The 11,594-nt window shown below is 72.5% G+C and carries 12 protein-coding genes; 10 read left to right on the top strand and 2 right to left on the bottom strand.

The features are described from left to right. Nucleotides 1–338: 338 nt before the first annotated feature. On the bottom strand, nt 339–1,148 hold the full coding sequence (locus GGD88_RS15870) for a GntR family transcriptional regulator (RefSeq protein ID WP_184437225.1): 810 nt from the start codon (nt 1,146–1,148) through the stop codon (nt 339–341). A gap of 217 nt (nt 1,149–1,365) precedes the next feature. Between GGD88_RS15870 and GGD88_RS15865 the strand changes: the two genes are divergently transcribed. From GGD88_RS15865 to GGD88_RS15835, 7 genes are all read left to right on the top strand, one after another. Further along, nucleotides 1,366–1,926 (top strand): nuclear transport factor 2 family protein, encoded by a 561-nt coding sequence (locus GGD88_RS15865; protein WP_184437223.1) that lies wholly within the window; start codon nt 1,366–1,368, stop codon nt 1,924–1,926. A 34-nt stretch (nt 1,927–1,960) separates the two neighbouring features. Next, nucleotides 1,961–2,872 (top strand): isocitrate lyase/PEP mutase family protein, encoded by a 912-nt coding sequence (locus GGD88_RS15860; protein WP_184437221.1) that lies wholly within the window; start codon nt 1,961–1,963, stop codon nt 2,870–2,872. Beyond that, a complete protein-coding gene (locus GGD88_RS15855) occupies nt 2,869–3,546 on the top strand; it encodes an isochorismatase family protein (RefSeq protein ID WP_184437219.1) in 678 nt (225 codons plus the stop codon). Before GGD88_RS15860 ends, GGD88_RS15855 begins: the two co-directional genes overlap by 4 nt. 25 nt (nt 3,547–3,571) lie before the next feature. Then, entirely contained in the window at nt 3,572–4,528 is a 957-nt protein-coding gene (locus GGD88_RS15850; protein WP_184437217.1) for a polysaccharide deacetylase family protein, read from the top strand. 4 nt (nt 4,529–4,532) lie between these two features. Then, complete coding sequence (locus GGD88_RS15845; RefSeq protein WP_184437216.1) at nt 4,533–5,486, top strand: polysaccharide deacetylase family protein; 954 nt, start codon at nt 4,533–4,535, stop codon at nt 5,484–5,486. Then, nucleotides 5,486–6,901 carry an FAD-dependent oxidoreductase gene (locus GGD88_RS15840; protein ID WP_184437214.1) on the top strand — a complete coding sequence of 472 codons (1,416 nt, stop codon included), beginning with the start codon at nt 5,486–5,488 and terminating at the stop codon, nt 6,899–6,901. The genes GGD88_RS15845 and GGD88_RS15840 overlap by 1 nt, the downstream gene beginning before the upstream one ends. A gap of 319 nt (nt 6,902–7,220) precedes the next feature. Beyond that, entirely contained in the window at nt 7,221–7,997 is a 777-nt protein-coding gene (locus GGD88_RS15835; RefSeq protein WP_184437212.1) for a GGDEF domain-containing protein, read from the top strand. 34 nt (nt 7,998–8,031) lie between these two features. Here the strand turns inward: GGD88_RS15835 and GGD88_RS15830 are convergent, their stop codons facing one another. Then, nucleotides 8,032–9,054 (bottom strand): XdhC family protein, encoded by a 1,023-nt coding sequence (locus tag GGD88_RS15830; RefSeq protein WP_184437210.1) that lies wholly within the window; start codon nt 9,052–9,054, stop codon nt 8,032–8,034. A gap of 166 nt (nt 9,055–9,220) precedes the next feature. Here GGD88_RS15830 and GGD88_RS15825 point away from each other — a divergent pair, with 166 nt between their 5' ends. Genes GGD88_RS15825 through GGD88_RS15815 form a run of 3 tightly spaced genes read left to right on the top strand, consistent with a single transcriptional unit; the run spans nt 9,221 to nt 11,457 of the window. Then, nucleotides 9,221–9,730, top strand: a complete 510-nt coding sequence (locus tag GGD88_RS15825; protein ID WP_184437208.1) for a (2Fe-2S)-binding protein — start codon at nt 9,221–9,223, stop codon at nt 9,728–9,730. After that, on the top strand, nt 9,723–10,514 hold the full coding sequence (locus tag GGD88_RS15820) for an FAD binding domain-containing protein (RefSeq protein WP_184437206.1): 792 nt from the start codon (nt 9,723–9,725) through the stop codon (nt 10,512–10,514). The genes GGD88_RS15825 and GGD88_RS15820 overlap by 8 nt, the downstream gene beginning before the upstream one ends. A 16-nt stretch (nt 10,515–10,530) precedes the next feature. Continuing rightward, nucleotides 10,531–11,457, top strand: a complete 927-nt coding sequence (locus GGD88_RS15815) for a LysR substrate-binding domain-containing protein (RefSeq protein ID WP_184437204.1) — start codon at nt 10,531–10,533, stop codon at nt 11,455–11,457. The last annotated feature ends 137 nt before the right edge of the window (nt 11,458–11,594 follow it).

Below are 11,594 nucleotides of genomic sequence, written 5' to 3'. Positions count from 1 at the left end.
CGACCCAAATTTTGTTGGTAGGGGTTTGAAATCCCAATATCTTTCGGTATAGCCCCCAAAGTCCCGGTTTCTGCAGGTTCATGTGTCAGACAACACTCGCGCCCACGCTCCCGCGTGGGCGATCCTATCTCTTCTCGCGCCCACGCTCCCGCGTGGGCGCCCCTCTTCTCTCTCGCGCCCACGCTCCCGCGTGGGCGCCCTGGCTTTCCTCTCGCGCCCACGCTCCCGCGTGGGCGCCCTGGCGGCAGCGCGCGGACCCACGCAGGAGCATGGGTCCGAGACCGGCCGGGGATATCTCCCGCTCCCGCTCCCGGGGGAGCGTGGGCACACCCCGCCCCCTACCCCGCCGCCCCCTCGTCGGGATCGGCCAAAGGTTCCCAATAGCGTTCGGTCTCGGCGCCGGCCCGGTTCAGGTCGATCTGGAGCCGGTAGCGGTCGGGCCGGTAGAGCGCGTCCAGGTGCTCCACACCGTGCCCGGCCTGGTCGTACACCACGCGCGTCAGCGCGATCAGCGGCGCCCCCTCCGGCACCTCCAGCGCCTGCGCCACCTCGCCGTTGGCCAGGGTGGCGGAGATGGTCTGGGTGGCGCGGCCGACCTGCACCCCGCCGCGTTCCAGCAGCGCGAACAGCGGCGTCTTTGCCAGGTCGGCCTCGCTGTAGTGGGCGGCGATGCGCTCGGGAACGTGCGTGGTCAGGTGCGAGAACGGCACGTCGTCCATGAGCCGCACCCGAATCGAGCGCTGCACCCGCTCGCTCGCCGCCAGCCCCAGGCGGTCGCGGATCGTCCGCCCCGGGGCCATGTAGCGGAACTCCAGCAGGCGCACCTCGGAGGCCTCGCTCATGCGGACCATGTTGGGCAGCAGGTTGGCGACGCTGGCGGTCAGGGTGGACGCCAGCGGCGGCGCCTGCACCACCGTCCCGACCCCCGGCCGGCGCGTGACCAGTCCGGCCTCACGCAGGGCCTCCAGCGCGCGCCGCACGGTCACCCGCGAGACGTCGTACTGCTCGGCCAGCTTCAACTCGCCGGGCAGGGTGGCGCCCGGCTCCAGGCGACCGCTCTGGATGGCATCCTGCAGCAGCAGGAAGATGCGATTCGCCTTCACCCCGGCGACCGCCGGCCCTGCGGCGGGCGTCGCGTCATGCGTCATGGTGGCCTGTCCCGTCCGATCGTGGTCGCGGCGCCGGGCGCGCGGAAGGGGGTTGACGCACCCGTCGCCTTCGCCGTACTCAATGTATTACGCATCGTACATTTGGTGATCCAGGAAGGCCAGTCCCTTCCTGCGCTCGCCGACCCGCCCCCCCCCGCCCCCCACGAACCGCGCACACAGGCCCCGCCGCCAGGACCGCCGAGAGGAGACGCGCCCGATGCCCACCCTACAGGTCAGCCTGATCCGCGGCTATTCCGGTCCGGTCCGGCAGCGGCTGTGCCGCCGCCTCACCGCCGCCACCACCGCGGTCCTGGGCGCGGCCCCCGAGGCCGTGACCGTGTTCCTGCACGAGGTCGACCCGGACGGCTACGCCCGCGGCGGCCACGCCCGCACCCCGGCGGCGGCGCCCGAGCAGACGCCCGAGGAAGTCGTGACGGCGTTCCTCGCGGCCATGGAGGCGCGCGACCTGGAGACCGCCGCCACCCACCTGGCCGACGGCTTCGTGATGACCTTCCCCGGCAGCGGCCCGATGACCCGGCTGGACGAGCTGGTCGCCTGGGCCCGCGGCCGCTACCGCTTCGTGCGCAAGACCTTCGAGGCCGTGGACACCGCCGACCACCTCGACCACGCGGTGGTGACCTGCCACGGCCACCTGCACGGGGAATGGCCCGACGGCACCCCGTTCGAGGGCGTGCGCTTCATCGACCGGTTCGAGGTCCGCCACGGCCGCCTGACCCGCCAGGACGTCTGGAACGACCTGGCCCTCGTCTCCCCCTGATCCGGTCCCCGCCACACCAAGGACGTTTGCCCGCATGACCGATCCCGCCCACGCCCGCTCCCCCGAGTCCCTGAAGGCGCGTCTCGGCCGGCCCGGCATCGAGGTCGCCCCCGGGGTGTACGACGCCCTCGGCGCCACGCTGGCCGAGTCGGCCGGGTTCCGCACCGTCTACCTGTCCGGCGCCAGCCTGGCCTATACCCAGCTCGGCCGCCCCGACATCGGCCTGCTGAGCCTGACCGAGGTCAACGACGCGCTGATGCACATCCGCGAGCGCACCGACCTGTCGATCGTGGTCGACTGCGACACCGGCTTCGGCAACGCCATGAACGTCATGCGCAGCGTGCGCATGCTGGAACGCTCCGGCGCCAGCGCGATCCAGCTTGAGGACCAGGCCTACCCCAAACGCTGCGGCCACCTGCGCGGCAAGACTCTGGTGCCCCTGGGCGAGATGGTCGGCAAGCTGCACGCCGCCCTCGACGCCCGCCGCAACGAGCAGACGCTCATCATCGGCCGCACCGATGCCGTGGCCGTGGAGGGCATCGAGGGCGCCCTGGCACGCGCCGAGGCCTACCGCGCGGCCGGCGTGGACATCCTGTTCGTCGAGGGCCTGCGCGGCGACGACGACATCGCCCGCGTCATGGGAGCCTTCAAGGGGCGCATCCCGATCATGGCGAACATGGTCGAGGGCGGCGACACCCCGCTGAAGAACGCCACCGCGCTGGAGGCGCTGGGCTTCTCGCTGGTCATCTTCCCCGGGGCACTGGTGCGGGCGTTCCTGTCCATGGCGACGCAGTTCTTCGAGACCCTGCACCGCGACGGCAGCACCGACGCCTTCCGCGACCGCATGTTCGATTTCCCCCAGCTCAACGCCTACCTCGGCACCCAGGCCATGCTGGAGATGGGCGAGACCTATGAAAACCGCGAGCGCGCAGGAGACGCCGCATGATCACGACCGACAAGACCGCCAAGGAGATCTTCCACGAGGTCCTGGGCAACAGCCAGCGCGCCCCCTTCGGCTTCGGCGACAAGGCGGTGCTGATCAACGTCGACCCGCAGAAGGCCTACACCCGCACCGACCTGTACAAGACCGCCTACGAAAGCGACCCCCGCCAGCTTGAGTACGTCAACGCGCTGGCGCGCGGGGTCCGGGCGCTGGGCTGGCCGGTGGTGTGGAGCCACGTCGCCTATCTGGACTCGGCCGAGGACGCCGGCATCTGGGGCACCCGCACCGACACGCCGGATTCGCTCCAGAACATCAAGTACGGCTCCGACCGCGCCGCCTTCGACGAGCGGGTCGAGATCGACCACAGCCGCGACGTCATCTACACCAAGCGCATGCCGTCGGTGTTCTTCGAAACGCCGCTGGCCTCGCTGCTGGTCTGGCACAAGGTGGACACGGTGATCGTCACTGGCGGATCGACCTCCGGCTGCGTGCGCGCCACCGTGGTCGACAGCCTGTCGCACGGCTACCGCACCATCGTCCCCATGGAGTGCGTGGCCGACAAGCACGAGAGCTACCACTACGCCAACCTGACCGACATGCACCTGAAGTACGCCGACGTCATGCCGGTGGCCGAGGTGCAGGCCTGGCTCGACGGCCGCGCCGCCGCCCAGGGGTGAGAGCGATCGAGAGGGGAGGCCCGGCATGAAAGAGGCGCTGGACGTCTACGAGTACTGGCCCTACGAGGGCCGGCCGCGCATCCGCTGGCCCGGCGGCGCCCGGGTGGCGTTCTGGGTGGCGCCGAACGTCGAATACTACGAGATCGACCCGCCGCCCAACCCGCACCGCAAGCCGTGGCCGCACCCGCACCCGTCGGTGCCCGGCTACGGCATCCGCGACTACGGCAACCGGGTGGGCCATCACCGCCAGATGGCGTTGCTGGACAAGTACGGCATCAAGGGCTCGGTCTCCCTCTCCGTCGCCGTGTGCGAGCACCACCCGGAGCTGATCGCCGCCTGCGTCGACCGTGGCTGGGAGATCTTCAATCACGGCATCTACAACACCCGCTATACCTATGGCCTCAGCGAGGACCAGGAGCGGGCCATGATCCGCGACGCCCTGGAGACCATCCACCGCCACACCGGCCAGGCCTGCGCCGGCTATCTGGCACCGGCGCTGTCGCACTCGGAGCACACGCTGGACCTGTTCGCCGAGGTCGGCCGGGAGATGTTCGGCGACGACGGCGGCCTGTACACCTGCGACCTGTTCCACGACGACCAGCCGACGCCGATCCGCACCCGATCGGGGCTGCGGTTCCTGTCGGTGCCGTACTCGCTGGAGATGAACGACACCATTGTCTACACGGTCAACAAGGTGGAGCCGCGCCACTACGCGACCATGCTGAAGCGCCACTTCGACCGCCTGTATCAGGAAGGCGCGGAGTCGGGCACGGTGATGTGCATCCCCACCCACAACTACCAGATCAGTTGCCCGCACCGCATCAGGGCCTTCGAGGAGGCGCTGGAGTACATCACCGGGCACAGCGACGTCTGGGTCACGACCGGCCGCGACATCGCCAGATACTACCTGGAGCACTATTACGATACAGCACTGGCGGACATCGCCGCCAAACAGACGACAACCACGGCGGCGGGAGGGTGAGACCATGGCCCTGGACGACAGCACCCTGCGCTACGACCACCGCCGCTACGGCTACGACCACGACCGCTACGCCTGGTCCATGCTGGCCGAGCGCCCACCGATCACCTGGCCCGGCGGCAAGCCGCTGGCGGTGTGGATCAACGTCTCGCTCCAGTTCTATCCGCTGAACCAGCGCGGCGTACCGTTCAAGGTGCCCAACGGCATGACCATGCCGTACCCGGACCTGCGCCATTTCACCCTGCGCGACTACGGCAACCGGGTCGGCATCTCTCGCCTGCTGCGCGCCTTCGACCGCGCCGGCGTGCAGGCGACCTACGCCATGAATGCCCGCCTGGCCGAGCGCACGCCGGCCCTGGTCCGCCGTCTGGTCGACCAGGGCGCCGAGATCCTGGCCCATGGCTGGACCATGGACCACCTGCACACCAGCGCCCTCGCCCGCGACGAGGAGGCCGAGTTGGTGCGGCGCACGGTAGATACGCTGCGCACCCTGACCGGGCAGCCCATCCGCGGCTGGCTGAGCCCGGCTCGCCACCAGAGCTGGCACACCCCCGACCTGCTGGCCGAGCACGGCCTGGCGTACTGCGCCGACTGGGTCAACGACGACCTGCCCTACCCCGTCGCCACGGCGACCGGCCGGCTGGTCAACATGCCCCTGGCGACCGAGATCGAGGATCAGTTCGTCATGGGCCAAAACCTGCATTCCGAGGACTCCTGGGCCGAACAGGTGTGCGACGCCTTCGATTATCTGCTGGCCGAGGGCACGGCCCGGGGCGGGCGCCTGTTCGCGCTGAGCCTGCATCCCTGGATGGTCGGCCAGCCGCACCGCATCGGTGCGCTGGAGGCCGTGCTGGACCACATCATGGCCCGGCGCGACCGCATCTGGCAGGCCCCGGCCGGCGACATCCTGGACGCCTATCTGGCCCGGACGGCCCCGACCGCCGGTCAGGGCGCCACCTGATGCCGGTGGTGGACGCGCCGGCCGATGCGGCGTTCGAGGCGCATGTGCCGCTGCTGATCGTCGGCGGCGGCGCCTGCGGTCTGGTGGCGGCCCTGGCCGCGCAGGAGGCCGGCGCCGACGTTGCCGTGCTGGAGCGTGACGCCCTGCCCCGCGGCAGCACCGCCATGTCCTCCGGCCTGATCCCGGCCGCCGGCAGCCGCTTCCAGGCCGCCCGGGGGATCGACGATACGCCCGCCCTGCTGGCCGCCGACATCCAGCGCAAGGCCAGCCACCAGGCGGATCCGGCCATCGTCGAGACCCTGGCCGCGCGGTCCGGCCCGGTGATCGAGTGGCTGGCCGACGCCCATGGCGTCCCGTTCTCGGTGGTCGAGGGGTTCCTGTATCCCGGTCACAGCCGGATGCGCATGCACGCCACGCCGCGCCGCACCGGCACCGAACTGATGGACTGCCTGCTGAGCGCCCTCGAAGCCACGGACGCCGCCCTGCTGACCGAGGCCACCGTCCGCGACCTGCACGTCGACGCCGACCGGCGGGTGCGCGGCGTGACGGTGGCGCGGCCGGACGGCGCGCGCGAGACCATCGGCTGCGAGGCCCTGGTGCTGGCCTGCAACGGCTACGGCGGCGCGCCCGACCTGGTGGCCCGGCACCTGCCGGCCTTGCGCGACGCCCTCTATCACGGCCACGAGGGCAACCAGGGCGACGCCCTGCGCTGGGGCGAAGCGATGGGCGCCAGCCTGCGCGACCTGGGCGCCTGCCAGGGCCACGGCAACCTCGCCACCCCGCACCAGACGCTGATTTCCTGGGCGGTGATGATGCGCGGCGGGGTGCAGATCAACGCCGCGGGCCGGCGCTTCTCCAACGAGCACGGCGGCTACTCCGAACAGGCGGCCAAGGTGCTGGCGCAGCCGGGCGGCACCGTCTGGGCGGTGTTCGACGACCGCATCCACGACGCCGCGCTGGAATTCGAGGACTACCGCGACGCCGTGGCGACCGGCGCGGTGCGGCCCTTCGACAGCGCGGCGGCGATGGCCGCGGGGCTCGACCTGCCCGCGGACGCGCTGGCCGAGACCCTAGCCGAGATGGACCGGCTGGCCGAAAGCGGCGGGGTCGATTCCTTCGGCCGCACCTTCGACGCGGAGACCCGGCTGGTCCCGCCCTACCGGGCGGTGCGCGTGACCGGCGCCCTGTTCCACACCCAGGGCGGCCTGGAGGTGGACCCCTCGGGCCGTGTGCTCGATCCGGCCGGGACCCCGTTCCCGAACCTGTTCGCCGCCGGCGGCGCCGCCCGCGGAGTCTCCGGCGCTGGCGACAGCGGCTATCTGTCCGGCAACGGCCTGCTGAGCGCCGTTGTCCTGGGCGCCATCGCGGGGCAGGCCGGCGCGCGACTCGTTGCGGTGTCGAATCGACGTGCCTAGCCGGGCGACCCCTGGGGCGACCCCTGGGGCGACCCCGGGCGACCAGAGTCGCCGAACCGCCCCGCGTCCAATCGTTCCATTGTGCTCGGTTCGCCCGTTTTCCGGCCTCTGACCGCCCGCGCACGGCGGGAAATATTCCATTTTTATCTCAAATGCGCAACGGAGTGTGCGTGCAGGTTGCCGGGCGCCAGACGCCGGTGACGGCCGCGGCTCTTTTGCGTTGCAACGCGTGCACGGCACCGCCAAGAATGCCGGGAGCACTGCACCAAAAGGCGTGACTGAACGCGCCCTATGTGAGGCTCGGGGCAATAGCCGGAGCATGGGAAAGGACAAGGACATGAACAAGGGCTCGGTCTCGATGTCCGAGGCGGCGCGGACCTACACCCGCGTGGCCCGCGACCGGGGCGGCCGGACGCCCCAGGGCGCCGGCGGGCTGTCGTTCGAAGCCGGACGCTATGGCGGCATCCCGCAAGCGGATCTCACGCCGGCCGTCCTGTCTGCGGTGACCGGCTTCGTGACCGAGATCGGCCGCCTCAACGAGATCATCCGCAAGCGCGACGAGGAGGCCGCCCTGCTGCGCCAGCGCCTGGCCCTCGCCGAGACCTTCACCGTCATCGACGCGACCTCCGAGTTGCGCACCCGGCACGCCTTCCTTCAGGAACTGACGCGCATGATCGCCTATGCCGGCGGTCATGCCCGCAACATTTCGCTGATTCTCCTGACCCTGGAAGGCTTCTCCCCGACCGGAACGGCGCCCGCCGGCTGGGCCGCCGAGGAGGCCCTGCGCCAGGTCGCGACCGCGCTCAGCGACAGCACCCGGACCTCCGACCTGCTGGGACGCCTGGGGCCGGAGCAGTTCGGCGCCGTGCTCATGGATACCGACGAGCCCGCCGCGGCGATGATCGCCACCCGCATGTGCAAGGCGATCACCGGACGGCCGCTCGCCGGCCGCCACCGCGACGTCTACGTGGCCGCCTCGTTCGGGCTGTGCCGCCTGCGCCCGGACCGCTCGCTGGAGGACACCCTGGCGGCGGCCGACGCCGACCGCCAGCGGCGCCTGAGCGACGCCGACCCGGCGCGCGCCACCCGGCCCTGAGTCACCCCCCACCGACCCCTCTTCGCCGGCACGCTCAGGCGTCCACCGGCGGTGCGGTCGGGACGTCCGTCGCGGCCGCCGCCTCGACGCCGGGCCGGTGCGTGCGGTAGGCCCGGATCATCCCGGCCACGATCGCGGTTGCGATCTCCGCCGGGTTGGCGGCATGGATCGCCACCCCGGCCGGCCCCTCGATGCGGGCCAGGGCGGCCGGGGGGAGGCCCTCATCCTGCAGCCGCGCCAGCCGCGCGGCCTGGGCGGCGCGGCTGCCCAGCGCCCCGATGTGGAACGCCGGCGAGGCCAGCGCGTGGCGCAACACCGGCAGTTCGACGTCGTGGTCATGGAACAGGGTGACCACGGCCGTGGCGGCGTCGAGCACCGTCGCGCGCACCGCTCCCGGTGCCAGGCCGCGCACCGGCGCCGCCACGTGCGGGGCCGCCCGGGCCGCGGCATGGGCATCATCGGTCAGAACCTCGACCGCATAGCCGATCAGCGTCGCCATCTGGGCGCACAGCGGCACGATGGGGCCGCGCCCGGCCAGCACAAGGCGCGGCTGCGGCCGGTACAGGCGGCGGATCACGGTCGCGTCCCGCCAGGCCAGATCGGCGGTCGCGAAGGCGGCATCGTCGCCCGGCCCCGGCGCTTCGGTCCAGCTCTCGCCCCGGGCCGTGTCGGTGACCAGCACGGTCGGGCGGCGCGCCCCCACCGCCGCGGCGACGCCGGCCAGGATGTCGGTCGGCACGGTGACGTCGACATAGACGTCGATCGACCCGCCACAGGGCATGCGCAGGTCGACGTAGCGTGACCCCGCCCCGAATCGCACCGTGCGGTTCGCCCCGGCCGCCATCGCGGCCCGGGCCTCCGCGGCGATGCCGCCCTCGACGCAGCCGCCGGAGATCAGCCCCACCAGGTCTCCGGCGCGCGACACCGCAAGCTGGCTGCCCAGGGGGCGCGGGCCGGAGGCGGACTTGTGCACCAGCGTGACCAGCGCGCCGGCGCCCTCGCGCCGCCGCCACGCCAGCAGCGCCGGCAGCACCGTCTCGTCGAACTCCTGGTCCATGATGCCTCCCGGTCTCCCGTCCCGTCCTATCTCCACGGCTGCGCGCCGAGGGATGCCCGCCGCCCCAGGATGTGGTACCCAGGACGGCGGCCGTCGAGCCGCACCGACCGAAGGGCGGTCGCCCAACGAACCGCCCGCCCCCCAGGGATCCCGGGAGACGCACGGCATGTCCATCCCCATCCGCCTGACCGTCAATGGCCGCGAGGCCGCGGTGACGGTCGAGCCCCGCACCCTGCTGGTGGAGGTCCTGCGCACCCACCTGCATCTGACCGGCACCCATGTTGGTTGCGACACCAGTCAGTGCGGCGCCTGCGTGGTGCTCATGGACGGCCGCTCGGTCAAGGCCTGCACCGTGCTGGCCGTGCAGGCCGACGGCGGCGCCATCACCACCATCGAGGGGCTGGCCGACGGCGACACCCTGCACCCCATGCAGCAGGCGTTCCACGACCACCACGCCCTGCAGTGCGGCTTCTGCACCCCGGGCATGGTGCTGAGCGCCGTCGACCTGGTCAGCCGCCACCCCGACCCCAGCGACGACCAGATCCGGGCCGACCTGGACGGCAACCTGTGCCGCTGCACCGGTTACCAGCCGATCGTGCGCGCGGTGCGGGCGGGGGCACAGGCCATGCGGGCGCGACCGGCCGCCGAAGCCGGGGCGCGGGGCCGCCATGTATGAGTTCGCCTATCACCGCCCGGCCACGGTTGCCGAGGCCGTGGCCCTGATCGCCGACGAAGACGTGCTGCCCCTGGCCGGCGGACAGACCCTGATCCCCACGCTCAAGCAGCGCCTGGCCATGCCGGCGGCGCTGGTGGACCTGGGCGGGCTGGCCGAGTTGCGCGGCCTCCGCCGCGACGGCGACGCGCTGGTGATCGGCGCCGCCACCACGCATGCCGAGATCGCCGCGTCCGATCTGGTGCGGCAGACCGTCCCGGCGCTGGCCGCGCTGGCCCAGCGCATCGGCGACCCGCAGGTGCGCAACCGGGGTACCCTGGGCGGCTCCATCGCCAACGCCGATCCGGCCGCGGACTACCCGGCCGCGGTGGTCGGGCTCGGCGCCAGCGTGCACACCGACCGGCGCACGATCGACGGCGACGCGGTCTTCATCGACCTGTTCACAACCGCGCTGGAGCCGGGGGAACTCATCACGGCGGTGTCGGTCCCGGTGCCGCGGGCGGCCGCGTACGAGAAGGCCGCGCAGCCGGCCTCGGGCTACGCGGTGGTGGGTGTGCTGGTCGCGCGCACGGCGGCCGGGGTGCGGGTGGGTGTCACCGGCGCGGGACCCTGCGCCTTCCGCGCCACGGCGCTGGAACGGGCGCTGGACGCCGCCTTCACGCCGGAGGCCGCGCGGGCCGTGACGATCCCGGCCGACGGGCTCAACGACGACCTGCACGCCTCGGCCGCGTACCGGGCGGCGCTCATCCCGGTGCTCGCCGCGCGCGCCGTCGCCGCCTGCGGCTGAGGCCGGGGGCGAGGCCGTGCTGCGGCGCTACGCCTATCTGGTCGCGCTGGCCCGCGAGAAGCACTTCGGCCGCGCCGCCGCCGCCTGCCATGTCTCGCAGCCCACGCTGTCCAACGCCATCCGGCAGTTGGAGGAGACCCTGGGCGTGCCCATCGTCGAGCGCGGCCAGAGCTTCCGCGGCTTCACCCCCGAAGGCGAGACCGTGCTGGCCCATGCCCGCCGCATGCTGGCCGAACAGGACGCGCTGGAGCAGACCCTGCGCGGCCGGGCATCGGGGCTGCGCGGGGTGGCGCGGCTGGGGGTGATCCCGACCGCGCTGCCGGCCATGCCGCACCTGCTGGCGCCGTTCGCCGCCCGCCACCCGGAGGTGCGGGTGGTGTTGCGCTCGATGAGTTCGCGGGCGATCGCGCAGGGGCTGGCCGAGTACGACCTGGACGCCGGCGTCACCTACCTCGACAACGAGCCGCTGCCAAACGTGCGCCGAACCGCGCTGTACGCGGAGCGCTCCGTCCTGCTCACCCGGCGCGGCCCCGCGCTGGAGGGGCGCGACAGCGTGACCTGGGCCGAGGCGGCGCGGTTGCCGCTGTGCCTGCTGACGCCGGACATGCAGAACCGCCGCATCACCGAGGCCGCCTTCCGCGCCGCCGGGGTGGCGGTGGCGCCGCAGGTGGAGACCAACTCGCTCATCAACCTGGCCGCTTTGGCGCGCCAGGGACCGTGGTCCAGCGTTGTGCCCGAGTTGCTGCTGTCGACGCTGCGGCCGGACCCGGCGCTGGTGGCGCTGCCGCTGGTCGCGCCGGCGGTGACGCACACGGTGGGCCTGGTGTTCGCCGACCGCGATCCGCCGGCGCCGCTGGCGCGGGCGCTGGCGACGCTGGCGGTCGAGCTGGGCCTGCCGGCCACCCTTGATGCCCTGGCCCGCCGGGCGCCTGACGAAGGCTAGCCGGCGCCCACGCGGGAGCGTGGGCGCGAGACCGAGTTCTGTTTCTGGGTCCCACGCTCCCGCGTGGGACCGTACACCGTCCGCGGGCGCCCACGCGGGAGCCCCTCTTTCTGGGTCCCACGCTCCCGCGTGGGACC

The sequence above is a fragment of the Roseospira goensis genome, from assembly GCF_014197795.1.
In the GTDB taxonomy this organism is placed as follows: Bacteria; Pseudomonadota; Alphaproteobacteria; order Rhodospirillales; family Rhodospirillaceae; genus Rhodospira; species Rhodospira goensis.
This window is presented reverse-complemented; position numbering and strand designations above follow the sequence as displayed.